Origin of the sequence: Arthrobacter koreensis (assembly GCF_009193255.1) — a bacterium.
Taxonomy (GTDB): Bacteria; Actinomycetota; Actinomycetes; order Actinomycetales; family Micrococcaceae; genus Arthrobacter_B; species Arthrobacter_B koreensis.
This window is the reverse complement of the sequence record NZ_WACG01000008.1, coordinates 129,109-151,636: the sequence shown is the minus strand read 5'-3', so window position 1 is coordinate 151,636 and position 22,528 is coordinate 129,109. Positions and strand designations below refer to the sequence as shown.

Annotated in this window: 24 protein-coding genes; 8 read left to right on the top strand and 16 right to left on the bottom strand. The window is 66.7% G+C overall.

Going from position 1 to position 22,528, the window contains the following annotated elements; translation table 11 throughout:
• Nucleotides 1-20: 20 nt before the first annotated feature.
• From GD628_RS15710 to GD628_RS15700, 3 genes are read right to left on the bottom strand one after another with little or no spacing between them, the layout of a single operon-like run.
• Complete coding sequence (locus GD628_RS15710) at nt 21-677, bottom strand: GntR family transcriptional regulator (RefSeq protein ID WP_091607922.1); 657 nt, start codon at nt 675-677, stop codon at nt 21-23.
• A gap of 10 nt (nt 678-687) precedes the next feature.
• Nucleotides 688-1,650, bottom strand: a complete 963-nt coding sequence (locus GD628_RS15705; protein ID WP_152275337.1) for a beta/alpha barrel domain-containing protein — start codon at nt 1,648-1,650, stop codon at nt 688-690.
• A complete protein-coding gene (locus GD628_RS15700) occupies nt 1,647-2,855 on the bottom strand; it encodes a CaiB/BaiF CoA transferase family protein (RefSeq protein WP_091607917.1) in 1,209 nt (402 codons plus the stop codon). Before GD628_RS15700 ends, GD628_RS15705 begins: the two co-directional genes overlap by 4 nt.
• Nucleotides 2,856-3,100: 245 nt before the next feature.
• Between GD628_RS15700 and GD628_RS15695 the strand changes: the two genes are divergently transcribed.
• Genes GD628_RS15695 through GD628_RS15685 form a run of 3 tightly spaced genes read left to right on the top strand, consistent with a single transcriptional unit; the run spans nt 3,101 to nt 7,662 of the window.
• Entirely contained in the window at nt 3,101-5,173 is a 2,073-nt protein-coding gene (locus tag GD628_RS15695; RefSeq protein ID WP_091607914.1) for a hydantoinase/oxoprolinase family protein, read from the top strand.
• 6 nt (nt 5,174-5,179) lie between these two features.
• Complete coding sequence (locus GD628_RS15690; protein ID WP_152275336.1) at nt 5,180-7,054, top strand: hydantoinase B/oxoprolinase family protein; 1,875 nt, start codon at nt 5,180-5,182, stop codon at nt 7,052-7,054.
• Complete coding sequence (locus tag GD628_RS15685) at nt 7,051-7,662, top strand: isochorismatase family protein (RefSeq protein ID WP_152275335.1); 612 nt, start codon at nt 7,051-7,053, stop codon at nt 7,660-7,662. The genes GD628_RS15690 and GD628_RS15685 overlap by 4 nt, the downstream gene beginning before the upstream one ends.
• Here the strand turns inward: GD628_RS15685 and GD628_RS15680 are convergent.
• Both GD628_RS15680 and GD628_RS15675 read right to left on the bottom strand, forming a co-directional pair.
• A complete protein-coding gene (locus GD628_RS15680; protein WP_152275334.1) occupies nt 7,659-8,480 on the bottom strand; it encodes a transporter substrate-binding domain-containing protein in 822 nt (273 codons plus the stop codon). The two genes, GD628_RS15685 and GD628_RS15680, sit on opposite strands and share 4 nt — an antisense overlap.
• 136 nt (nt 8,481-8,616) lie before the next feature.
• A complete protein-coding gene (locus tag GD628_RS15675; protein WP_152275333.1) occupies nt 8,617-9,255 on the bottom strand; it encodes a LysE family translocator in 639 nt (212 codons plus the stop codon).
• A gap of 69 nt (nt 9,256-9,324) precedes the next feature.
• Between GD628_RS15675 and GD628_RS15670 the strand changes: the two genes are divergently transcribed.
• Nucleotides 9,325-9,978 carry a peptidyl-tRNA hydrolase gene (locus tag GD628_RS15670; RefSeq protein WP_226802594.1) on the top strand — a complete coding sequence of 218 codons (654 nt, stop codon included), beginning with the start codon at nt 9,325-9,327 and terminating at the stop codon, nt 9,976-9,978.
• Here the strand turns inward: GD628_RS15670 and GD628_RS15665 are convergent.
• Complete coding sequence (locus tag GD628_RS15665; protein ID WP_152275331.1) at nt 9,975-10,400, bottom strand: hypothetical protein; 426 nt, start codon at nt 10,398-10,400, stop codon at nt 9,975-9,977. The two genes, GD628_RS15670 and GD628_RS15665, sit on opposite strands and share 4 nt — an antisense overlap.
• 75 nt (nt 10,401-10,475) lie before the next feature.
• On the bottom strand, nt 10,476-11,228 hold the full coding sequence (locus GD628_RS15660) for a hypothetical protein (protein WP_152275330.1): 753 nt from the start codon (nt 11,226-11,228) through the stop codon (nt 10,476-10,478).
• A gap of 164 nt (nt 11,229-11,392) precedes the next feature.
• On the opposite strand from GD628_RS15660, the gene GD628_RS15655 reads away from it, so the two are divergent.
• Nucleotides 11,393-11,695 carry a hypothetical protein gene (locus GD628_RS15655; protein WP_091607895.1) on the top strand — a complete coding sequence of 101 codons (303 nt, stop codon included), beginning with the start codon at nt 11,393-11,395 and terminating at the stop codon, nt 11,693-11,695.
• An 87-nt stretch (nt 11,696-11,782) separates the two neighbouring features.
• Here GD628_RS15655 and GD628_RS15650 read toward each other — a convergent pair whose 3' ends face one another.
• The 4 genes from GD628_RS15650 to GD628_RS15635 all read right to left on the bottom strand — a co-directional run bounded on the left by GD628_RS15650 (nt 11,783) and on the right by GD628_RS15635 (nt 14,365).
• Nucleotides 11,783-12,166, bottom strand: coding sequence for an RNA-binding S4 domain-containing protein (locus GD628_RS15650; protein ID WP_152275329.1), 384 nt, complete (start codon nt 12,164-12,166; stop codon nt 11,783-11,785).
• Nucleotides 12,167-12,180: 14 nt separating this feature from the next.
• Entirely contained in the window at nt 12,181-13,071 is an 891-nt protein-coding gene (locus GD628_RS15645; protein ID WP_152275328.1) for an HNH endonuclease, read from the bottom strand.
• A 22-nt stretch (nt 13,072-13,093) separates the two neighbouring features.
• A complete protein-coding gene (locus GD628_RS15640) occupies nt 13,094-13,384 on the bottom strand; it encodes a DUF1540 domain-containing protein (RefSeq protein ID WP_091607887.1) in 291 nt (96 codons plus the stop codon).
• A 123-nt stretch (nt 13,385-13,507) separates the two neighbouring features.
• Complete coding sequence (locus tag GD628_RS15635) at nt 13,508-14,365, bottom strand: hypothetical protein (RefSeq protein ID WP_141653702.1); 858 nt, start codon at nt 14,363-14,365, stop codon at nt 13,508-13,510.
• Nucleotides 14,366-14,477: 112 nt separating this feature from the next.
• Here GD628_RS15635 and zapE point away from each other — a divergent pair, with 112 nt between their 5' ends.
• The gene (gene zapE, locus GD628_RS15630; RefSeq protein ID WP_091607881.1) at nt 14,478-15,530 is read left to right on the top strand and encodes a cell division protein ZapE; all 1,053 of its coding nucleotides are present in this window, start codon (nt 14,478-14,480) and stop codon (nt 15,528-15,530) included.
• 5 nt (nt 15,531-15,535) lie between these two features.
• Here zapE and GD628_RS15625 read toward each other — a convergent pair whose 3' ends face one another.
• From GD628_RS15625 to GD628_RS15615, 3 genes are read right to left on the bottom strand one after another with little or no spacing between them, the layout of a single operon-like run.
• Nucleotides 15,536-17,074, bottom strand: a complete 1,539-nt coding sequence (locus GD628_RS15625) for a tripartite tricarboxylate transporter permease (RefSeq protein ID WP_091607879.1) — start codon at nt 17,072-17,074, stop codon at nt 15,536-15,538.
• A complete protein-coding gene (locus GD628_RS15620) occupies nt 17,075-17,707 on the bottom strand; it encodes a tripartite tricarboxylate transporter TctB family protein (protein WP_152275327.1) in 633 nt (210 codons plus the stop codon).
• Nucleotides 17,704-18,684 carry a Bug family tripartite tricarboxylate transporter substrate binding protein gene (locus GD628_RS15615; RefSeq protein WP_091607873.1) on the bottom strand — a complete coding sequence of 327 codons (981 nt, stop codon included), beginning with the start codon at nt 18,682-18,684 and terminating at the stop codon, nt 17,704-17,706. The genes GD628_RS15620 and GD628_RS15615 overlap by 4 nt, the downstream gene beginning before the upstream one ends.
• Nucleotides 18,685-18,924: 240 nt before the next feature.
• Here GD628_RS15615 and tcuA point away from each other — a divergent pair, with 240 nt between their 5' ends.
• Nucleotides 18,925-20,400 (top strand): FAD-dependent tricarballylate dehydrogenase TcuA, encoded by a 1,476-nt coding sequence (tcuA, locus tag GD628_RS15610; RefSeq protein WP_091607870.1) that lies wholly within the window; start codon nt 18,925-18,927, stop codon nt 20,398-20,400.
• A 48-nt stretch (nt 20,401-20,448) separates the two neighbouring features.
• Nucleotides 20,449-21,132 (top strand): GntR family transcriptional regulator, encoded by a 684-nt coding sequence (locus GD628_RS15605; protein ID WP_152275326.1) that lies wholly within the window; start codon nt 20,449-20,451, stop codon nt 21,130-21,132.
• Nucleotides 21,133-21,165: 33 nt separating this feature from the next.
• Here GD628_RS15605 and GD628_RS15600 read toward each other — a convergent pair whose 3' ends face one another.
• On the bottom strand, nt 21,166-22,104 hold the full coding sequence (locus GD628_RS15600) for a hypothetical protein (protein WP_152275325.1): 939 nt from the start codon (nt 22,102-22,104) through the stop codon (nt 21,166-21,168).
• A complete protein-coding gene (locus GD628_RS15595) occupies nt 22,101-22,472 on the bottom strand; it encodes a DoxX family protein (RefSeq protein WP_091607862.1) in 372 nt (123 codons plus the stop codon). The genes GD628_RS15600 and GD628_RS15595 overlap by 4 nt, the downstream gene beginning before the upstream one ends.
• Between the last annotated feature and the right edge of the window lie 56 nt (nt 22,473-22,528).

Below are 22,528 nucleotides of genomic sequence, written 5' to 3'. Positions count from 1 at the left end.
TTCCGTGCTCGGCACAGACGCTACCCGCCTGAAGGGCGGGCCCCCGCGGCGTTGCGGGCCGCCAGGATATGGGTCCGCATCACGGCCTCTGCCCACTCGCCGTCGCGCGCCCGGGCAGCAGCCACGAGCTCCGCGTGGTGGAGCATGCTGCGGCGCAGCGCTTCGGGACTGTATTTTCCGAAGGTGTGTGCCACCACCGCCGGACGCATCAGCGTCTGCAATGCCACCTCGAAGTGCCGGTTGCCGCAGCGTTCCACGAACAGGCCGTGGAATTCATTGTTCAGTGTGCCCAGGGTCCGCAGGTCGCCCTCCGCAGCGGCAGCCTCCATCGCCGCGTTCAGCTCTTCCAGCCGGTCGACGTCGTCATCCGAGAGCCGGGGGACGGCGAGCAGGGCGGCGTGCGGTTCAAAGCCGGCCCGCACGTCATACAGGCCCGCAACATCCTCAGGGGTGAAGGACACCACCTGGGCACCCTTGTTCTTGCTGATCTCCACGATGCCCTCGGCTGCGAGCCGGTTCAGTGCCTCGCGGACCGGGGTCCGGGACACCCCGAGCCGCTCGGCCAGTGCAGCTTCGCGGAGCCACGAGCCCGGCGCGACGTCGCCGGAGGCAATGAGGGCGCGCAGCCGGGCGTAAGGGCTGTCATCGGCTGGCTCAGCGGCGGGGGAGTGGTCCATGCGGTCTACGTTATCCCTTGCCGGAGGCGGGTTCCGGCCAGCGGGCCCCGGCCAGCTGGGTGCGCGTGCCGCCGCGGGAAACGAACGACGCCGATGCGCGGCCGGTGAGCTCCACGATGCGGTTGGCTGCCAGCAGGTAGCGTTCAAGGTCTACCCCGGTGTGGATGCCCAGGCTGTCGCAGAGGTGGACCAGGTCCTCGAAAGGTGCGTTGCCCAGTACCGACGGGTCACCCGGGAACCACAGGTCCCCGCCCAGCCCCGCAAAGGAACCTTCAATCCAGTCAATTCCGGCCTGCAGCGCCGCCAGCGCGTTCGCCGGGGCAAAGCCATTGCGGTTATGCAGGTGGACCCCCACTTCCAGACCCGGATACAGCTCCCGGACTTCCCGGATTCCGTCATAGAACTCGGCCGGGCCTTCCTGGCCGGAGGTGCCGGCCAGATAGATCCCGGCAGATCCGGCGGACACCGCGGCGTCCACCACCCGCAGTCGTTCCTCACGGGGCACCGGTCCGCGTGCCGGTGCGAAAAAGGAACAGGCGACGGCAGTGACCAGGCGCAGGCCCGCGGCCCGGGTCAGTTCCCCGATGCGCCTCAATCCTTCCAACGCCTCGTCCACCGCAAGGCGCTGGTTGCGCAGGCTGACCTCCTCGTCAGCCGAAACAACCACCACCAGTTCATCCAGTCCGCAGTCCACTGCGCGCTCGGCGCCCCGGTAATTCGGGGCCAGACCGCGGTAGCGGATGCCAGGAACCCGGGGAACCGCCGCCATGACGTCAGCGGCATCGGCGAGCTGCGGCAGCACCTTCGGATGGGCGAAGGAGACCGCCTCGATCTCCCGGACCCCGGCGTCGATGAGCAGCTGCACCAGCTCAACCTTTGCTGCGGTAGGCAGAGTCTTCGGGACCGACTGCAGCCCGTCCCGGAGCCCAACCTCCACCAGCCGGACCGATGCAGGGAGTCCCGGCAGGCTCACGCCACACCCCGGGCGCGGAGGTCCTGCAGCCGGTCCCCGCTGATGCCGATGCCGGCAAGCACTTCTTCCGTGTGCGCTCCCAGCTCCGGGCCGGGCCAGCGGACGGTGCCGCGGGTGCGGCTCAGCCGCGGAAACACGTTCTGCATGGACACGGGGCCAAGCGACGGGTGCTCCACGTGGGTGATGGAGCCGCGGGCGGAGAACTGCGGATCGGAAAACATGTCCACGGGCCGGAAGATCCGTCCGGACGGCACGCCGTGTTCTTCGAGCAGCGGCTCCAGGTCCGCTGCATCGAGGCCCGAGGTGAATCCGGCGATGAGGTCATCGAGTTCGCTCTGCCGTTCACCACGGGCGCCGTGCGTTGCATACCTGGGGTCATCGGCCAGGTCGGGAGCGCCCATGGCCTTGGCGAGGCGGGAAAACACGGTGTCCTGGTTGGCGGCGATCAGCAGCCACTGTCCGTCCCTGGTGGGGTAGACATTGCTCGGGGCCACGTTGGGCAAGACCGCACCGGTGCGTTCGCGCTGGTAGCCGGTGACCTGCCACTCGGGAACCAGGGATTCCATCACTCCCAGGACTGCCTCGTAAATGGCCGAATCCACGATCTGCCCCTGGCCGGAGGAGTTCCGCTCCTGCAGGGCAGCTAACGCACCGATGGTGGCAAACATGGCAGCGAGCGTGTCGCCGATGGAGATGCCTACCCGGGACGGGGGCGTTGAGGGGTCGCCCACCACGTACCGTAGCCCGCCCATGGCCTCGCCAATGGCGCCGTAGCCGGCACGCTGGGAGTAGGGCCCGTCCTGCCCAAAGCCGGACACCCGGACCATGATCAGTCCAGGGTTCTCCCGCCGCAGGTCCTCGAACCCCATTCCCCAGCGTTCCATGGTGCCGGGCCGGAAGTTCTCGATGACCACGTCGGCTTCTGAAATCAGCTTCCGCGCGAGGTCCTGGCCCTCCTTTTCCCGAAGGTTCAGCGTCACCGAACGTTTGTTGCGGCCCACCACGGAAAACCACAGCGAAACGCCCTGCGGCAGCTGGCGGCCCCATTGCCGCATCGGATCCCCACGTTCCGGATCTTCGATTTTCACTACATCCGCGCCCAGGTCGCCGAGCAGCTGCCCGCAGAAAGGGCCCGCCAGCAGCTGTCCCATTTCGACGACGCGAAGGCCCGCCAGCGGACCCCCGGGCTGCGTCTCTGTTGCCATGGAGTACTCCTTCGTCGCTGAGCAAATGGGCAATCTGCATACAACTTGGCAGTCTCATCCGGGCATGTCAAGGACGTGCTCAAAGCGATGAGAGCAGTTGTATGCAATCCCTTGACAGCACCCGTGTGCACACCTAGCCTGATCCCACGAATGTGACCCACCTAACACTCGGGCACTGCCCGGCTCGGATTCCCTCCGCCGTATCTCCCCTCGGAGAGACGCGGCACCATCCCCAAGGAGAACTGATGGCGTTTCGGCTAGGCGTGGATGTGGGCGGCACATTCACGGACATACTGCTGGTGAATGAAGACACCGGCCAGACCCACCGTTACAAGACGTCCTCCACCCCACAGGACCAGTCCGTGGGGGTCCTCTACGGGATCCAGCAGGTCTGCGCGGCAGCCGGTGTTGATCCCTCCGAGGTCAAGGACGTACTGCACGGAACCACAGTTGCCACCAACGCGATCCTGGAGCAGAAGGGCGCCCGGGTTGGCCTGGTAACCACCCGGGGTTTCCGGCAGGTGCTGCAGATTGCCCGGTCCTTCGTTCCCGGCGGTCTGGCCGGCTGGATTATCTGGCCCAAGCCGGAGCCGCTGGCAGACCTCGAGGACACCGTCGAGGTAACCGAACGCGTCTCAACTACGGGGGAGGTGCTGACGGAACTGGATGAAGACGACGTGCGCCGCCAGCTCGCCAAACTGCGGAACAATGGCGTTGAAGCCCTGAGCATCTGCCTGATCAATGCCTACGCCAACGGCGAGCACGAAGCACGCATTGCCGGGATAGCAGCAGAGGAACTGCCCGGCATTCCGGTCTCCAGGTCCTCCGTGGTGCTGCCGGAGCTGCGCGAATACGAACGCGCCATCACCACCGTTGCCAACGCCTACGTGCAGGGCCAGGTCTCCGGGTACGTCCGCAGCCTGGATGAGCAGCTCACCGGCGCCGGCATGGACGCCCAGCTCTCCATCCTGCGCAGCGACGGCGGACTCGTCTCCGGCGCAGTTGCCGCCGACAACCCGGTCTCCCTGCTGCTTTCCGGACCGGCCGGCGGCGTCACCGGCGCCGCCTGGGCCGCCGAACAGGCCGGCTACACCGACTTCCTGACCTTCGACATGGGCGGGACCTCCACGGACGTAGCGCTGGTGCAGAACCTGCAGCCGCGGATCGGCCGCGAAACCACGGTGGGTGACCTCACCGTCCGTGCCACCTCCGTCGACGTGCGCACCGTGGGCGCAGGCGGCGGATCGATCGCCCACGTCCCGCCGCTGACCCAGGCCCTGCGCGTCGGTCCGCAGTCCGCCGGAGCCGCCCCCGGGCCGGCGTCGTACGGGCGCGGCGGCACTGAACCCACGGTGACGGACGCGAATGTGGTGCTGGGCTACCTGCCCGCCGAGCTGGCCGGCGGCGAGATCGGCCTGGACACCGAGGCCGCGGCCGCAGCAGTGAAAACCATCGCCGATGCCACTGGGCTGAACGATGTCCAGCGGGCCGCCGAAGGAATCGTCCACATCGTCAACGAGAACATGTTCGGTGCATTGAAACTGGTGTCCACCCAGCAGGGGTTTGATCCCAGGGACTTTGCACTGGTTGCCTTTGGCGGCGCCGGTCCGCTGCACGCCAACGCGCTCGGCAAGCTCACCGGTGCATGGCCGGTGATCATTCCGCCTTCCCCGGGAGTGCTCTCCGCTTACGGGGACGCGACCACCAGCCTGCGGGATGAAGCGGCCCGCACCCTGGTGCGCCCGTTCAGCGATTTCACCGACTCCGAGCTGGCCGGCCTGCTCGATGAGCTCGCCGCCACCGCCCGCGAATCACTGCTCGCCGCGGGACTGGGGGAAGAGGACCTCACCGTCGGCTACTCGGCGGACGTCCGCTACCACGGCCAGGGCTTCGAGATCCCGGTGCCGCTGGACTACGCGGCTTTCGCCGCAGGGGCAGGTGCCGGGTTCGCCGGCCTGCGGACAGCGTTCGACGCCGAGCACTCACGGCTCTTCTCCTTCCTGCTGGACAACGAGCACGAACTCGTCACGGTCCGGGCCACGGTCAACGGACCACACCCTGAGGTCGCCTCGATCACCCTGGAATCCGGCGGAGAAGACCCGTCCGCTGCGGAACGTACCCGGACCAGCCTCTTCGTGGACGGAGAAACGGTTGGGGCCGTGGTCTACGACCGGAACCGCCTGCTGGCCGGGAACATTGTGCCCGGCCCGGCCATCATTGCCGAAATGGACTCCACCACGCTGGTCCTGCCCGGCCACGCCGCCACCGTGCACCCGCACGGCAGCCTGCTCATCCGCCCCGCAGATTCGAAGGAGTAGCCCCCCATGGCCCAGCTAGTGGAAACCGCCACCGAGCCGCTGCGCGCGGTGGACGTGGACGTAGTCACCCTTGACCTGATCGAAAACGCGCTGCGCAGCGCCCGGTACGAGATGGACGAGACACTCTTCCGGACCGCCCTGAGCCCCGGGATCCGGGAGCAGCATGACGAGTTCCCGCTGATCGCGGACCCCGGCGGCAAAATGATCGTGGGCCAGTTCGGCCTCTCCATTCCGGACTTCCTGGAGAACTTCCACGGGACGATCGAGGAGGGCGACGTCCTGATGACCTCGGACCCGTACTCCTGCGGTGCGGCGATCAGCCACGCCAATGACTGGCTGGTGGTCATGCCCATCTTCTACGAGGGCCGGATTGTTGGCTGGGCCTCGCAGTTCGGCCACATGACCGACGTCGGCGGCAAGACACCGGCGTCCATGCCCACCGACGCGCGCACCATCTTCGAGGAAGGCGTGGTGATCCCGCCGTTCAAGCTCTACCGGCGCGGAGAACGGGATGACACGGCACTGGGCATCATCCTGAACCAGGTCCGCAAGCCGGACTGGAACCGGGCAGACCTGAACGGGCTGGTTGCCGCCTGCAGCACCGCCTCCCGGCGGGTACAGGAAATGTGCGCCCGCTTTGGAGTGGACACCTACACCTCGGCGCTGAACGCCCTGCTGGACCGGAACTACCGCGCCATGAAGACCCTGCTTTCAATGGTCTTCGAGGAAGGCAAACCGCTCTCCTTCACCGACTACATCGACGACGACGGGCGCGGCTTCGGCCCGTACGAACTGAAGATGACCATCACCCGCACCGGGGACAAGGTGCTTATCGACCTGACCGGCAGCAGCCCGCAGGCCCAGGGCCCGATCAATTACTACATCAACGAAAACCTGATCCGGATGTTCTTCGGCATCTACATGATCACCGTCGCGGACCCGCAGATCCTCTGGAATGACGGCTTCTATCCGCTGGTGGACGTCGAAATCCCCGAGGATACCTTCTGGAAACCGCGCTACCCGGCGGCCCTGAACGGCCGCAACCACGGCATCGGCCGGCTCTTCGACCTCTTCGGCGGGCTGCTGGGGCAGGCTAACCCGGACCTGCTCAACGGAGCCGGGTTCTCCTCCTCGCCGCACTTCATGTACTCCGGGAACTACAGCTCCGGGGACCGCAGCGGGGAATGGTTCCAGCTCTACTCGATCGGTTTCGGCGGAATCCCGGGACGCCCCGTCGGCGACGGACCGGACGGGCACTCGCTCTGGCCCTCCTTCACCAACATCCCGTGCGAGTACCTGGAGTCCTACTACCCGCTGGTGATCGACCGCTGGGAAACCATTCCGGACACCGGAGGCGCAGGGCTGCACCGCGGAGGCAACGGCGTCGACGTCGCCTACCGCTTCCTGGAACCGGGAACCATCGCCATCCACGACGACCGCTGGCTCACCTACCCCTGGGGCGTGCGCGGCGGGGAACCCGGCGCCCGCGGCCGGAAATGGATCGACAAGGCGGACGGCTCCACCGTTGTCCTGCCCTCCAAAGTCCACGATGTGTCCGTGGCGCCGGGAGACGTCCTGCACTTCGTCACCTGGGGCGGCGGCGGCTGGGGGGACCCGCTGCAGCGGGACCCGGAGCTGGTGTGCAAGGAAGTTCGACGGGGGCTGGTGACTCCTGAGGGCGCCCGGGCCTACGGCGTGGTCTGCTCCGGAGACGGAGAGCTCGACGCCGGTGCAACCGCTGCGCTGCGCGGGCAGCTGGGCGAGGGCCGCCCGGAAGAACTGCCGCTGTTCAACCGCGGCGGCGAACTGGCGGACCTGCTGGCCAACGCCGAAGCGGAAACCGGTCTGAAAGCTCCGTCCGCCCCGGTGGTGATGCCATGACGTTTGCGGACGGTTTCGACGGCACCCTGGCGCCGGGGAACACCCCGGCCGTGGTGTCCGTGGACCTGATGCGCGCCTATTTCGATCCGCAGAGTCCCCTGTGCCTGCCGGAGAAACAGTTCCTGGACACCGCCGCGCAGGTCCTTGAATCGGCCCGCGCCAACGGTGTCCCGGTGCTGCACACCCGGGTCAGCTACGGGCCCGACGGCGCGGACGGCGGGGTCTTTATCCACAAGATCCCGGCGCTGCGGCTGCTGATCGGGGACAGCGAGCTGGGCCGGATCATGCCGGAAGTTGCTCCGCAGGACGAGGAAACCGTGCTGGTGAAGCAGTACGCCAGCGCGTTCTTCGGCACGGACCTCGCCTCGCTGCTGCACACCTGGGGCGTGGACACCGTGGTGATCGTGGGGACCAGCACCAGCGGCTGCATCCGTGCCAGCGCCGTGGATGCGGTGCAGCATGGTTTCATCCCGATCGTGGTGGCCGACGCCGTCGGGGACCGGGATGAAACCGTGCATGGAGGTTCGCTCTATGACCTGCAGGCAAAGTACGCGGAGATCTGGCAGAGCCCCGCGGTGCTGGAGTACTTCAGCGCGTCAGGGACTTAACCCTCGGCCTCGCCCCACCAGGGTTCCTTGGCGGCGTCGTACGTGCCGTCATTTTCGGCAAGGTTCAGCCACTGGTTGACGTACTCCTGGAAGACCGTGTCCCCGAGCGGCAGCAGGTAGGCCTTCTGCGAGAAGTTGAACGGGTTGTCCGGGTCCACCGCGCAAAGTTCGGGGTATTCGTTGGCCACCCACTTCACCTCCGCGGCGTCGGTGGTCATCACGTCCGCCCTGCCGGCGACGATCTCATCGAAGATGGTGTTGTTGTCCTCGAAGCGGATGATCTCGCCGTCAGGGTAGTTCGTGTCCGCGAAGATTTCGTTCGTTCCGCCGATCGGGGTGATGGACCGGACACCGGGACTGTTGATCTCCTCCACGGTGTCATAAAGCTCCTCCTTGCCGCAGAGCGTGATCGGTGTCTTGCCGTCGTCCAGGACGGGATCGGTGTAGAACGCCTGCTCGGCACGGGCCAGCGAAATTGAAACACCGCCCACACCGATGTCGCAGCCGGACAGGAAGTCGGGCATCAGGTCTTTCCACGTGGTCTGCACGAACTCAACGTCCACGTCCAGCCTGGCAGCGAGGTCACGAGCCATCGCAATGTCGATCCCGCTCCACTCCCCGCTGTCCGGATCCTTGTACGTGAAGGGGCGGTAGTCGCCGGTGGTGCAGACCTTCAGCGAACCGCGATCGGTGATCGCCGCGAGCCGGGACTCCGTGCCGGGCTCTTCCGTGGCAGGCGTCGGCTCGTCCGCAGGGGCAGAGCATCCGGTGGCCAGGAGTGCGGCGGCAGCGAAAACGGACAGCAGGCGGTACTTCATGCAGTGCTCCTTTATCGTGTGGGGGCGGAGCGTCTTCGCTCCGTCCCTACAGACCTAGCAGGAGCCCCATGGATGCGTCTGCCCTAGTCAGGAGCCCATAAGGGGTGCGTTGCCGATTTGTTACCGCCGGTAGCCGCTAGTGCTTCACGGCCAGGGAGGTGCCAAACCCGAGCAGGGCGAGCCCGGTCAGCCGGTCAGTGATCTTCACTGACCGCGGAGCCTGCAGGACCCTGCGGGCCAGATGCGCTGCCGAAATGATGAGCCCGAACCACACGCAGCTCAGCAGCACATGGATTCCGGCGAGGGCCAGGCCCATGAGCAGGGGCGAGACCCCTGCAGGCATGAACTGCGGAATCATCGCGATGTAGAAGACGCCCACCTTGGGATTGAGCAGGTTGGTCCCCAGCCCCTTGGCCCACGCGGTGGACAGCCGTTCACCGGCAGGCACCGGGACCCCGTTCACAGGCACGGGGGCATGGCTGCGGCGGAAGGACTTCCACAGCAGGGAACTCCCGAGCCAGAGCATGTAGACGGCACCGGCCAGCTTCAGCGCAGTGTAGGCGGTTTCGGATGCCGTGAGCAGTGCGGAGATCCCGACGGCGGCGGCCGCGCCCCAGGCGAACGCGCCGGTGTTGATGCCCAGGCCGGTGGCGACGGCATGGCGGGGACCCTGGCTGATGGCCGAGCGCAGCACCATGGCCGAATCCAGGCCCGGAAGGACAGTCAAAAGGACGGCGACGGCGGTGAAGCCAAGAAGGGCTTGTTCAACACTCACCAGCTCATCGTATCCCCGGGGAACGAACCCCCGTCAGCACGGCGCCGGGACCCATGGGAGAGTGGAGGAGTGGAACTCAGCGATACGGTTCAGCCCATCCTGCTGCGCGTGGACAAGGAAGACCCGGCGGCGCACACCGATGCCGTGGCCGCAGCCGCCGTGGCCTGCGTCCTGGCGTTTGCCCGCAGGGAGAGCGACGAGCAGTGGGCGGACTGGATGGCCGGACGCTTCACCAAGACGGTACGCCGGGCCGGCCCCAAACCCTTTGCGAAGCTCACCGCGGATGCGCCCTTCGGAACGGTGGTGGTCGGCAAGGCAGCGGCCGCCGCGTTCGAACCGCAGCGCTACGAAGACATGCCGCGGGCGCTGCGCTCCCTGCAGGTATCAGGGACCCAGCTTCCCGCCGGAGCTCCCGTGCCGGCCCGGCCGGGGAGCCCGCTCATTGTCCTCAACCAGGAACTGAAAATGTCCACCGGCAAGGCAGCAGCCCAGGCCGCCCACGCGCTCCTTGCCTGGTACCTCGAGCTTGGTCCGGAGGAGGCCGCGGCGTTCGCGGCCAACCCGGATGCCGCGGCCACCGAGGTTCCGGCGGCACGCTTCGGGGAGCTGCGCTTAGGCCGCTGTGCCGGTCCATTGATTGTCGACGCCGGACTCACCGAAATAGACCCCGGCTCCGCGACGGCTTTCGTCACCGCGGCTGAACTTTCCGTTCCCCGCGGCTAGCGGGCGAGGTCCTTTTCCGCCGCCGGGAGGACCCTTTCCTCGTCTTCCCGGAGGTCCACCGGGCGCTTGCCGTCGAGCAGCGGGTTAGCGCGAAAGAACCAGCTGACCAAATCCTCGTCCCGCCAGCCGGACGAGCGCCCCAACCGGATGATGTCCTTGACCGCAGGAAGGATACGGGCCCGTTTCTCGTCGAACTGGAACCCGGGGTAGAGCACCCCCCCGCCGTCCGTGAGCGCCAGCACCGGGGCCTTGCCGGTGAGGTTTTTCGCCCGCGCGTTCTCGGTGCCGCCAAAATTCAGCCGCCCGGCGAGTTCAGCGGCCGTGTACAGCCCGAACTCGCGCCGGACCTGTTCCCGGGGGACTGCGGCCGCCGCGTCTGTGGCACCCTTGCTTCCGGGGCGGGGTGCTGGCTCTGGCGTCATGGGTCACAACGTACTCCCCATCAGGGGTTTCGGGGAGACCTGTCCCGTCCAGGGACGAACCTTCGGCCGTTTTTGCTATCCGGCTACCCGAAGCGCGCCCAGCCGCCGGGCATCCCTGGCCCGCGCATCCAAGTCTGCGGCTGCCTGGGCAGGCAGGTCGATAATCCCCTTCAGGGAACGGCGCAGGCTCCGGTAGGCCCCCTCGACCTCGGTTGGTGAGGCGCCGCCGTCGAGCAGGAGATTCAGGGCGGACCGGGCGGTTGCCAGTTTTCCGCGTTCTGCATCCGTGAGGCGGGACTGTCCGCAGCGGCGGGCATAGTTCTCTGCCGTGCGCAGCGCCACCTCGAAACGGTCGACGGCGGCGTGCAGCTTGTGGGGGTCCGTGCCGCGCTCAGCTTCGCGGATGCCCTGCATGGTCACGATAACCTCCCGGATCACCGGGTCGCTGTAGTCGGTCATGAGCGGGTACTCGATGAGCAGCGAAACATCCGTCTCGTAGCGGGACCAGGCAACCAGCGCCGCGTCCCTCCGGCTGTGGGCCTGATCCCAGGAAGATGCCGCTGCGGCCGCCATGGTCCGCCGGTTCCGCCGGGCCCTCAGGATGCGGGTGGACCGGCCTGCGGCAACTCCCAGGCCGGCAAGGGCCGCGATGCCGGCCGGCGGAATGATGAATGCCAGGGCGAAGGTGTACGCAGGGGGCACAGCATCGAAGACCGCCCAGGACGCAAAGGAGAGGAGGGAATAGATGCCCAGTACCACCAGCCCGGATGTGAGGGCGAAAAGCACCAGTGCGGCCGCGGCAATCCTGCGGGCTATCCTCTTCAGCATGCCGACAGGATAGCTCCCGAAGCTGGAATCCGGCAGGGAGTGCGGATCAGGAAGCTGCACGATAAGGCGGCTGCACGGTTTCCAGTGCGCGGCGCGCTGGAACTTGAGCAAAAAATGAGGGTATCTTTCGCGGACACCGGCTGTCGGTTTCCTAGAGTTCCTGCATGGGGACTTACAACACACTCACGCGAACGAAGCCCGCTAACGATGTCCTGACTCCTGCCTCCGGCGCTGCAGTCAGCCGCTGGGTCCTGGCCAGCCGCGCCCGGTCCGTACCGGCTCCTCCCGCGCTGGAGACGGACCAGGTCTACGTCACCCGGCGGGGGACCGTCTTCCACTCTGCCTGGTGCCAGGTTGTCCAGCGGACCTGGGAATTCAACCGCCCGGCCCTGCAGGTCTGCGGCCGGGAGGCAGCAGGACAGCGCCGTCTGTGCCGTTCCTGCCTGGAGGAAACCCGGCGCCTCTGAATTCCGGCGCTGCCCGGGCGTTCCGGCGCTGCCCGGGCGTTCCGGCGCTGCCCGGCGCTGCCCGGCGCTACCCGGCGCGGACCGGTGCTAGCGTGCGCCCCGGAGCCGCTCCAGCTCCCGGCGGTCCTTCTTGGTTGGCCGCCCGGTGCCGCGGTCGCGCTGCGGAATGCCCAGCGCCGGGGCGGCCGGGCGTTCGGGGGTGTGGTCGGTGAAGAAGTGCGATGCCGCCTCGGCACCCACCCGCTTGGCGATCAGCCCGCGGACCTCCAGGATGCGTTCAAAGCCGGGCTGCCGCACCCGGATGGTGTCTCCCGGCTGAACCGGAGCAGCGGCCTTCGCCGCGTTGCCGTTGAGCTTCACGTGACCCGCCCGGCAGGCGGCCGTTGCCGCGGAACGGGTCTTGTAGGCACGGATAGCCCAGAGCCAGGCGTCGATGCGCACCGGACGGGAACTGCTGTTCGGAATGCTCATGGTGATACCCGAGTCTAGTCTGCCGGGCTCCGCCTGCTCCGAAGGCCGAGCAGTTTTCGGGCGTCGTCCTCGGCACGCAGCTGGGCCGCTGACGGAAGGCTGCCCTGGAGAACCGGGTCCTGCCGGGGCACGCGCCGGGAGGCCAGCAGCCGCCTTAGCTCAGACGGAGTGAACGGATCGGGAAAACCCCGGTGGGACACAGCGTGGCAGGTAGGACACAGCGGTACCAGATCGGTCACCGGGTCCATCACGTACGTCTCCGAGAGGAAGCCGGGCGGAACAATGTGATGCACCTGCAGGACTCCGCTGCCGTCGGGTCCGAACACCGCCTCGGGGTCCAACCCGCAGGCCGAACAGGACCGTCCATGGTGGGCAAGGCAGATTCGCCGGGCCTCGGCGTCGTTCTCCCACCGGCTGGTGAGGGACCAGCGGACGGCCTGCTGGGGGAGGGACCCCGGGAACAGTCCGTCGCGGGTCTCGGCTGCAGCATGCCGGGACCATTTCCGGCGCAGATCCTCACCAGCTGAGTGGCTAACGACGGCGGTGCCGCCGTCCTTCGGACAGGCGGCAGCAATCTCCTCCGGAAGGTCCGGCAGAAGGATGAGTTCATCCGGGGGCAGCAGCACGTCGACGTCGATATCGACGAGCCGGGTCCCGGGTGGTCCCTGCGGGTCCGCGAGGCCGTAGGGAGCGGAAACTACCACTCCGTGGCCGGCCAGCCCTGCGCGTTCGCCCGGAACCATGAACCAGGCATCCGAGCCGGGCTCAATCCTGTCCGCCGTTGACGTGACATCCCAGACCGCCCGGAAGAAACCGGCGTCGGCAGCGATTGCGGCCGCCTCCCGGTAGTCAGGCTGCCACGCCTCCGGGCAGACCGGATCCCACGCAAGGAGGACAGCGGTCATGCGGTGTTCCGGACTGCGCCGGTCAACGCGGCTGGTAGGTGAGGCAGTCAGCGAGCTCGGCGCCGGGACCCACCCGCACATCGTGTGCGTCGCACATCAGGTGGTTGTTGTGGCGGCATTCTTCCCGCTGGCAGGCGCCAACAGTGGCAAGGACCTTCGGAAGCCCACCCGTGGCGGAGGTATCGATGAACGTGGCGCAGCTGGCATGGTCCTGGGAACCGCCCACGGTGATGGCATAGGCGGTGCAGCCGTCGTGGTTGAAATCGCAGTTGTGGACCGAACAGTCTGATACGGGTGCTACATGGTCAGTCATGGTTCCTCCCGTGCTTGGTGCCGGATTGGATCGTGCCCGAGTTCCGAACGTACCACCGTTGGGAACGAATAATTAGCACGAATTTCCGGGCCGTAATTCGACTGTTGGGGGAGGGGCCGGATGCTATTGGCGCAGGATTGACACCGTCACCAGGACGGCAGCAACCGTGAGCAGCAGCCGCAGGAGGAACGAGGCTTCGGGGTAGATCCGGCGAAGCGGCGCCGGTACCTGCCGCCGCGGTGCCGGCCAGGAACGGGCATCACAGCGGATGACGGTCGCGGTGAAGACAATGGCTCCGCCGACTCCGCAGATGGTGGTCAGCACGCCCACCAGGGTGCTGTCCCCGCTCAGCCCGCCGGAGGCAAGGACTCCCACGGCCAAACCCAACGCGCTGCCGCGTCCTACGAAGTCCAGGTAACGGCCCATCGCCGGAAGGAAGACAGAAAGGAAACGCCGGACAGCGCCCGGGCGCAGCAGCGACGCAGCTTCCCGGAAGCGCTGCCGCGAGGCTGCGCGCAGCTCGTCCCAGTCAGACGCGGAGCCTAGCGCCGGTGCGAGCCCGGCTGCCGCTTCGGCCAGGAGCGCCTGCTGTTCGGTGACCAGGTGCGGACGGCGCAGGAGACCCGCCAGGGCCTCAGCACTCCGGCGGCGCTGTGCGGGGGAGGGCCGGGAGTGCCTGCGCTGTTCCTGTTTCCGCACCCAGGCTGCTTCGTCAGAGGTGGGGATCATCAGCCGCGGGTCGGTCAGGGTACGGACTACGCGCCGGCCCAGCGCCGCCGCAGACCGGTCCGGCTGTTCTGCCGGCTGGCGCAGTTCATCCGCGCGGCGGGCCGTGAGGTCAAGGCAATGGTCGGTCAGCGCCGGCAGCACCGTGTTGTCCCAGCACGCCCGCGCCACGATGAACACGCCGAAAACCGCAGAGACCAGGGCCGTTGCCTGGCTGATAGTCCAAAAATCCAGGCCTGCCCACAACTGCTGCACTTTGTCCCTTGCCTGCTGTCCTGACACGTAACGGCAGCCATCTGTGCCGACGCTGAAATCTTGCCACAGCGGAGCATTTGGAGGCGCCGATACGACTCTGTATAACCGGTGTATGACCTCCGTGCACGTTGATTCGATTTCCTCGGCGGTACGGCAGGCGGCCCGGGCGGAGGGCCTGGAGCTAGACGCCGCCCAGCTGGCGGTGCTTCCGCTGCTTGCGCGCGCCGGGGCAGCAGCCATCTCCGGGGAGCCCGGCAGGTCCGTCTATTTGTGGGGCCCTCCCGGCCGGGGAAAAACCTGGCTGCTGGACGCGTTCTGCGAAGCCGTTCCCCTCGCCGAAAAACGCCGCCTGCACTTCCATGACTTCTTCCGGGAGCTGCATGCCCGGACCTTCGAGGGATACGGGCAGAAGGGTTTCGCCCAGCAGTCTGCCTTCGCCGCCGGGCTGGACGCCCTGCTGGGCGATGCCAGGCTGCTCTGCTTCGACGAGTTCCACGTCAACGGTCCGGCGGACGCCGCTTTCGTGACCCGCCTGCTTCGCGAGGTGGAGGAACGCGGAACCGTGCTGGTGGCGACGTCGAACTACGCGCCGCACGAGCTGCTGCCGGATCCGATGTTCCACCACCTGTTTGAAGCAGGGATCGAACTCATCACCACCCGGCTGCAGGTGGCGGCCCTGGACGGAACACTGGACTACCGCTCCACCCGCCCCCGCGGAACGGCCGGATTCGCTTCGGGACACCATCTCCGTGAGCCGGATGCGGCGAGCCTGGCGGCGGCGGGCCTGCGGCTGCCCGAGCCGCAGGAAGCAGCAGTGCTCTCTCCGGGCCCGGTGGCGCTGAAGGCGGCACGGGCAGCGGACGGGCAGCTCTGGTTCACCTTCGGGGACCTGTGCGCGGCCCGTTCTGCGGCGTCGGACTATCTGGCGCTGGCCGGCCAATACCGCCACTGGGTGGTGTCCGGAGTTCCGGACACCACCCACGAAGACCCGTTTGCCTGGCAGCGCTTCGGCAACCTCGTGGACGTACTGTACGACGCCGGCTGCCGCCTGGATGTGCTCGGGTTCAGGAACTACGCGGGCACGTTCCCGGGCATTGCCCACGAAATCGACCTGGCCAGGATCAGCAGCCGGTTCGGGATGCTCTCCGCGCCGGTCCCCGCCTAGCTGCCTCAGGCATCCACGGCCTGCACTGCGGGTTCTGAATCCTTCCGGGTGCGGCGGTGCCGCACATGCTGGACTCCGGAGACGGCGAGGGCGACTGCCAGTACCAGGTAGAGGGTGATGGTAATCGGGCTTCCCACCAGGATGCCCAGATCCCCCTCAGAGACGGCCAGCGCCCGGCGGAGTTCGGTTTCGGCCATCGGGCCAAGAATGACAGCGATCAGCACCGGGGCGAGGGGGATGTTGAAGCGGCGCATCATGAACCCTGCGAGGCCGATGGCGATCAGGAGCCAGAGATCAAGGACCGAGGAACTGACGGCGTAGACGCCCAGCATGGAGAACACCGTGATTCCGGCGTACAGGTAGTGCCGTGGAATGTTCAGCAGCTTGGCCCACACCGTTGCGAACGGCAGGTTGATGATGAGCAGGATCACCAGCCCGATGAACAGCGAGGCAAGGAGGGCCCAGACCAGTTCCCCGCTGCGTTCGAAGAGCAGCGGGCCCGGCTGCATGCCGTACTGCTGGAAGGCGGCGAGCATGATCGCGGCGGTCGCGGAGGTGGGCAGGCCCAGCGCGAGCAGCGCACCCATGGCAGTTCCCGCCGTCGCGTTCGAGGCAGCCTCTGGGGCGGCCAGGCCCTTGATGGAACCTGTGGTTCCGAACTCGGGGTCCTTCCGCCGGGCAGCGAGTTTCTTTTCCGTACCGTAGGCCAGGAACGTGGGAACCTCGGCACCTCCGGCCGGAATCAGGCCAAACGGTGCACCGAAAGCCGTACCGCGCAGCCAGGCCGGCAGCGCCCGGCGGACGTCTCCCAGATTGATGCGGGCACGCCCGCGGGTCTTGATTTGGGTCGCGGCCGGATCCCGGTGGATACGGGAGGCAATGTGGAAAACCTCGCCCAGCGCGAGCAGTCCCACAGTGATCACGATGATGGAGATGCCGTCGAAGAGCTGGGGCATTCCGAGCGTGAAGCGGGCGGTGCCGCTGGGACCATCGATTCCCACCAGGGCGAGCGCCAGCCCAATGCCCAGTGCGGCAAGGCCACGGACCACGGACTCGGACACAACTGACGAGATGGCCAGGAACGCGAAGACTGCCAGGGCGAAGTACTCCGCCGGCCCAAAGACGGTGGCGAGCTTCACCAGCGTGGGGGCGAAGAAGACCACCAGCGTGGTGGCGATCAGCCCGCCGATGAAGGCTCCGATGGCGGCCGTGGCCAGTGCCTTGGCGGCATGGCCGTTCTTAGCCATCCGGTGGCCTTCGAAGGTGGAAGCGATCGCGGATGAATTGCCGGGGGTGTTGAGCAGGATGCCGGCCGTCGAATCTCCGAACAGCCCGCCGAAGTAAATGCCGGCGAACATGATGAACGCGGCCGTGGGATCAAGGGAGAAGGTAACCGGCAGGAGCAGCGCCACGGCCATGGCGGAGCCAAGGCCTGGAAGGACCCCGACGGCGGTGCCCAGGACGGCGCCAATCAGTACCCACAACAGGTTCATGGGTGTCAGTGCGGCTCCGAAGCCGTCGAAGAGCAGGGATAGCTGATCCATCTAGAGAAGTCCTCCCAGGAATCCGGAGGGCAGGTTGAGCCCCAGTCCGGCGTTGAAAGCGAGCTGGATTGCGGACGCGAAAAGCAGTGAAACACCGGCGTCGAAGGCCGGGCGCCTGCTGCCGAGCGCGTAGCAGATGATCCAGAAGAGGAATGCTGCGCTGAGGATCCAGCCCAGGAGGTTCAGGACCGCAGTGAAGGTGACTAATCCCAGGAGCACCAGCCCGATGGTCCGCCAGTCTGAGTAAGTGCGCCAGGAACCAGCCGGTGCCGTCTGGGTCCTGTCCGCCGGAAGGCCGGCGAGGTCACGGAGCATGTCCGCGGAGAAATTCCCGTGGTCAGGGTGCTTGCGGGTATCCGGGACGCTCGGGTTGCGCAGCACCGAGATAGTCAGCGCCGTGGCCACCGCGTACAGCAGGATGCACACCAGGACCGGGAAAAACCGTGGCCCGGGTGTCGCCGAGCCCTGCACGTTCATGGTGGCCGTGCCCACGGTCAGGAAAACTGCAAGGGCGTAGAGAACGACGGCGACCAGCAGTTCGCTTCGGCCCCGCAGGAATCCGCCTTCCGCTGCGGGAGGATTGTCCGTGCCCTGCCGGCGCCCTGCATCGGGCCTGCTTCCGGTGATGCTCATAGTCCCAGGTCCTTTACGATCTCGCGTGCAGTGGCCACTTCGCCGGATATGAACTCCTCGAGCTCCTCACCGGTGGCAAAGCTGTCTGTCCAGCTGTTGCGGGCCAGGGTGTCTTTCCAGTCGTCTGTTTCGCGCATTTCGGTGACAATGGCGGTGAATTCCTCGCGGGCGGCGTCGGAAATGCCGGGGGCTGCCACTACGCCGCGCCAGTTGGACATCGCTACGTCCACCCCCTGTTCCCTAAAGGTGGGAACGTCCACACCGTCCAGGCGTTCTTCGGAGGAAATTGCCAATACCCGCAGGGAACCGGCCTCAATCTGGTCAGCTACCTCGTTGTAGCCGGACATACCCGCTGCCGTGGTGTGGGAGAGCAGGGAGGTTAGCGCCTCACCGCCGCCGGAGTAGGCCACGTAGTTCACCAATTTCGGATCGAGGCCAACTTCCTTGGCGAGCAGTCCGCTGAGGAGGTGGTCGATGGATCCGAGGGAGCCGCCGCCAATCGATGTGCCGCCGGGGTTCTGGATCCACGCGGCGAGGAAGTCATCCAGTGTCTGGAACTCGCTGTCTGCCGGTACCACCAGGGCAGCGTAGTCATCTGCGAGTTTGGCGATGGGGACCACATCCGCCATGGACTCCGGGTTGTCCGCCAGTTCGATGGCACCGATCATGACGCCGCCGGTGACCAGCAGGGCATCCTCGCGTCCAGGGGTCTGTACAAACTGGCTGAGGCCGATTGTTCCGCCCGCACCCGGGACGTTGACCACCTGCGGGTTGTTCACGATTCCGTTGCCCCGCAGCGCCTGCTGGGATTCGCGGGCGAACCCGTCCCAGCCTCCGCCCGGGGCGGCGGGAGCGATCAGGGTCAGTTTGCTGCGGGCGGTGGCGGTTCCGCCGGATGACGCAGCGTTGATCAGGGCCAGCACTGTGACCAGCACCGTAACCAGGGCGAAGGCGCCGGAGCGCAGGTTTAGCTTCATGGGTCCTGTTCCAAAGAGCGTCGTGGTTGTTGGGGGTCGATGCTGCTTGTACACAATGAAGTCCATGTATATACCGTGATCCACGTCACTGCAATACGGCGCAGACCCCTAGCCATATGCAGACTTGGCTGATATGGCAGGCTGAATTTCGGTTCGAGAGTGCGGAACTCTTCTCCAATGTATTTTCATAGGCTAGTTTGTATACATAACTCAGCCGACGATGAGAGAGAGTGTTTAGCCATGCCACAGGAGACTCAGCTGGACGCGGATGTCCTGGTGATCGGCGGCGGGAACGCCGGATTCACCGCTGCCCATGCGGCCGCCGAACGGGGCAGGAAGGTCATCCTGCTGGAGAAGGGATCCGAAGAGCTGTCCGGGGGTAACAGCTTCTACACCGCAGGCGCCACCCGGATTGTCCATGGCGGGCTTGAGGACCTGCGGGGGTTCATCGAAGACGATGAGCGGCACCCGGACACCGAAGTGCCGCCGTATACCGCTGAGGACTACGCACATGACCTGGCCAAGGTGACGGAGGGGCGCAATGATCCCGAACTCACCAGGGTCCTTATCTCCGAGTCCCAGTCCACCCTGCGCTGGCTGGCAGGTCTGGGGCTCAAGTATCGGCTGATGTATGAACGCCAGGCGTACCAGCGCTCCGACGGCAGCTACCTGTTCTGGGGTGGACTGCACGTTGGCAACGTGGGTGGCGGAGAGGGGCTGATGGCGGACCATGCACGCGTTGCAGCCGGTCTGGGCGTGGATGTCCGCTACGGACACGCCGCTACGGGGCTGATAACCCGGGACGGTGCCGTCACCGGAGTCCGCGTGCAGACGCCCGCGGGGGAGCGCGCCTTCACCGCCGAATCAGTGATCCTCACTGCCGGCGGATTCGAATCCGACCCGCACAAGCGCCGGGAGTTCCTCGGCGACGGCTGGGAAAATGCCAAGGTTCGCGGAACCCCCTGCAACACCGGCGACATGATCACGGCGGCGCTGGAGATTGGTGCTGCCCGCGGCGGTGACTGGAACACCTGCCACAGCGTGCAGTGGGACGCCTTCACCCCGATGAACGAATCGAACAGGGAGCTCACCAACCGCCTGACCCGGCAGAGCTACCCGCTTGGCATCATCGTCAACCGGAACGGGGAACGATTCCTCGACGAGGGAGCCGATTTCCGGAACTACACGTACGCCAAGTACGGACGCGAGATCCTGCGCCAGCCCGGTTCCGTCGCCTACCAAATCTTCGATGCGTCCCTGCGTCCCATGCTGCGCACGGAGGAGTACGACATGCCCGGGGTGTCAGTTGAATCAGCGGACACCATTGCCGGGCTGGCGGCCAGGATTGGGATCAGCGAGGAGAAGCTGGAGAAGACCGTCACTGAGTTCAACAATTCAATCGACCGGACCGTGCCCCTGGACCCCAACGTCCTGGATGGCCGGGCGGCCCGCACCCAGCCTCCGAAGAGCAACTGGGCCAGCCCGATCGAAACCGGTCCCTTCTACGCCTTCGGAGTTACCTGCGGCATCACCTTCACCTTTGGCGGCGTCAAGGGAGACACCCACGGACGTGTCCTCGACGATAGCGGCGCGCCCATCCCCGGGCTCTTCGCGGCGGGAGAGATGCTCGGCGGCCTGTTCAGCACGAACTACCCCGGCGGGTCGGGCCTTGCAGCCGGATGCGTCTTCGGACGGCGGGCCGGAGCGCTCGCGTAAAGTTGCCGTAGACCCTTACTGACGGCTCTCGCGCAAGGAAAACTCACAGTGGCCCAACCGGCATCTTCCCGCAAGGACGGCGAGTCGATCTTCCTGACTTTGAGGTCGGAGATCCTCTCCGGGCTGCACCCGCCCGGAACTCCCATGCGTGAGGTGAACCTCGCTGAGCGGTTTGGCGTCTCCCGGACTCCGGTTCGGGAGGCGCTCTCCCGCCTGCAGCAGGAACGGCTGCTGGAAAGAGTGGCACGCGGCCTGCAGGTTCCCCAAGTGGATCCGCAGCAGGTCATCCAGGTTTATGACATGCGGATCCTGCTGGAGGAAGAAGCTGCCGGACAGGCTGCCAGGGCCCGCCGCTTTACCGACCAGATGCGGCTGGAGGCCCTGTTGGAGAGGGACCGGAGCCTGCAGGATCCCGATGACCAGACCCGTATCAAGACCAACCTTGAATTTCATTCCGCCGTGTGGGCCTGTGCCCACAATCCAGTGCTGCAGGACCTGCTCGAGCGGCTCTCCACACACCTGGTGCACGCGCCGCACTCGACCCTCTCGGTAGGACAGCGGTGGGAAGATGCCCTGGAAGAGCATGCAGCACTCGTGGACGCCATCGACCGGGAAGACGCTGATACGGCCCGCACTATCGCCCGGAACCACATGGCCACGGCCCGCGCCCTCAGGCTTCAGCTGCTGCGGGAGGGAGCCCTGAAGGAGCAGCTGCGTTCCTACCAGAACTGAATGTTGCAGGGGTAGGCCCCGGCCGGACACCGGCTAGCGAAGCGAGTCCAGCTTCGTTTCCGCTTTCTCCACCGCTCGGCGGGCGGCTCTCGCCTCACGCCGTGCTTTGTCCCGGGCACGTTCAAGCGCTCCGCGCCGCCGGTCGAGGTCGCTGATTTCGCGCTCCAGCTCGCGGATCCGCTCCCGCAGGTCATCAATCTCATCGGTCAGGCCGTCACGGAATGACGCCTGGCCGTCAACCTCTGACTGGACTTCGGCGAGTTTTTGTTCAGCCTGCTTCGCGGCTTCGCTGGCGTTCGCCAGCTCCTGCTGCGCTTCTTTCCGGGCCTTTGCCCGGGCTGCCTGCTGCTGGCGAGGCGTTCCCTTGCCCGGCGCGTTACCGGCATCCGCACTGCCGGGTTGCCTGCTCCTGGCACCCGCGGACACCAGCGGTGAGGCAGACTCCGGATCCGCGACGGCGCCGTCGAGGTCCACAGGCTCCCAGCCGTTCGCTTCCAGTCCGCGCACGAGGCGCCCGGAGGCAAGCGCCGCAGCAGCGTTGGGGTCTGTCATCGCGGCCCAGAGGGTCTGCTCCACTTCGGCGGCCACTGCAGCACTGACCGGGTTGCCGAGCTTTTCCGCCAGCCCCCGTGCGTCCCGGGCCAGGCTCCTGAGCAGGCGGTGGCGTTCGGAGTTCAGCCGGCGTATCTCTTCCCGGTCCAGGTCCGCCTGGGCTTCCCGCAGGGACGCGCCGAGGGCCAGGACACTGGAGATGGACGGCCCTTCTTCGCGGATGAGCATGTTGGCCAGCCAAGCCGCGGCGGACGGTTTGGGCAGGGCTTTCAGCCGTTTGCCGAGATCGGGATGCCCGCCTCGGCTGGCAGCGGCCGCTTCGGCATTCCTGGAGGCCGTGAACTCGCTTGGAAGCAAGCCGTAAAGCCGGGTGACTGCCTCCGCCGGATCCGCGGCCTTCGGGCTCTGGGCGGGGCTCATCCCGGGTAGGGACCAAACCGGCCAATGGCCACGAAGACGTTCACCGCCATCAGGATGGCGGGCAGCGCCACCCGCTGGCGTTCATTGCGCTTTAGGTGCACCGCAACCGCGCCTGCCATCATTAGCGCCAGCGCGCAGGCGGCGATCGGGGTGAGGATGGGCGCCACGTCGGTGGCGGCCGGAAGCAGGAGCCCCAGCGCGCCGAGGATTTCAGCCACGCCAATGAGCTTGACGCCCCAGGCCGGGAAATCTGCGGGCCACCGCAGGACCCGGACCAGCTTGGCATAGGGCTGGATCAGGCGCATGGCTCCGAGGCCGAAGTACAGCAGGGCAAGTACTATTTCCGCTACCCACAAAAACACCAGCATGGATGTTCCTCTATCCCCCGTTCCGTTCCGGTCAGGCCCGGCTCTGTCATCCTATC

What these genes read in the sequence shown, in the direction of transcription:
- zapE (WP_091607881.1), top strand. Translation starts at nt 14,478, where the DNA reads ATGACCTCCGTGCACGTTGATTCGATTTCCTCGGCGGTACGGCAGGCG.
- GD628_RS15680 (WP_152275334.1), bottom strand. Translation starts at nt 8,480, where the DNA reads ATGAAGTACCGCCTGCTGTCCGTTTTCGCTGCCGCCGCACTCCTGGCC.
- GD628_RS15660 (WP_152275330.1), bottom strand. Translation starts at nt 11,228, where the DNA reads ATGCTGAAGAGGATAGCCCGCAGGATTGCCGCGGCCGCACTGGTGCTT.
- GD628_RS15640 (WP_091607887.1), bottom strand. Translation starts at nt 13,384, where the DNA reads ATGACTGACCATGTAGCACCCGTATCAGACTGTTCGGTCCACAACTGC.
- GD628_RS15650 (WP_152275329.1), bottom strand. Translation starts at nt 12,166, where the DNA reads ATGAGCATTCCGAACAGCAGTTCCCGTCCGGTGCGCATCGACGCCTGG.
- GD628_RS15665 (WP_152275331.1), bottom strand. Translation starts at nt 10,400, where the DNA reads ATGACGCCAGAGCCAGCACCCCGCCCCGGAAGCAAGGGTGCCACAGAC.
- GD628_RS15710 (WP_091607922.1), bottom strand. Translation starts at nt 677, where the DNA reads ATGGACCACTCCCCCGCCGCTGAGCCAGCCGATGACAGCCCTTACGCC.
- GD628_RS15690 (WP_152275336.1), top strand. Translation starts at nt 5,180, where the DNA reads ATGGCCCAGCTAGTGGAAACCGCCACCGAGCCGCTGCGCGCGGTGGAC.
- GD628_RS15655 (WP_091607895.1), top strand. Translation starts at nt 11,393, where the DNA reads ATGGGGACTTACAACACACTCACGCGAACGAAGCCCGCTAACGATGTC.
- tcuA (WP_091607870.1), top strand. Translation starts at nt 18,925, where the DNA reads ATGCCACAGGAGACTCAGCTGGACGCGGATGTCCTGGTGATCGGCGGC.
- GD628_RS15620 (WP_152275327.1), bottom strand. Translation starts at nt 17,707, where the DNA reads ATGAGCATCACCGGAAGCAGGCCCGATGCAGGGCGCCGGCAGGGCACG.
- GD628_RS15700 (WP_091607917.1), bottom strand. Translation starts at nt 2,855, where the DNA reads ATGGCAACAGAGACGCAGCCCGGGGGTCCGCTGGCGGGCCTTCGCGTC.
- GD628_RS15600 (WP_152275325.1), bottom strand. Translation starts at nt 22,104, where the DNA reads ATGAGCCCCGCCCAGAGCCCGAAGGCCGCGGATCCGGCGGAGGCAGTC.
- GD628_RS15645 (WP_152275328.1), bottom strand. Translation starts at nt 13,071, where the DNA reads ATGACCGCTGTCCTCCTTGCGTGGGATCCGGTCTGCCCGGAGGCGTGG.
- GD628_RS15685 (WP_152275335.1), top strand. Translation starts at nt 7,051, where the DNA reads ATGACGTTTGCGGACGGTTTCGACGGCACCCTGGCGCCGGGGAACACC.
- GD628_RS15625 (WP_091607879.1), bottom strand. Translation starts at nt 17,074, where the DNA reads ATGGATCAGCTATCCCTGCTCTTCGACGGCTTCGGAGCCGCACTGACA.
- GD628_RS15615 (WP_091607873.1), bottom strand. Translation starts at nt 18,684, where the DNA reads ATGAAGCTAAACCTGCGCTCCGGCGCCTTCGCCCTGGTTACGGTGCTG.
- GD628_RS15695 (WP_091607914.1), top strand. Translation starts at nt 3,101, where the DNA reads ATGGCGTTTCGGCTAGGCGTGGATGTGGGCGGCACATTCACGGACATA.
- GD628_RS15595 (WP_091607862.1), bottom strand. Translation starts at nt 22,472, where the DNA reads ATGCTGGTGTTTTTGTGGGTAGCGGAAATAGTACTTGCCCTGCTGTAC.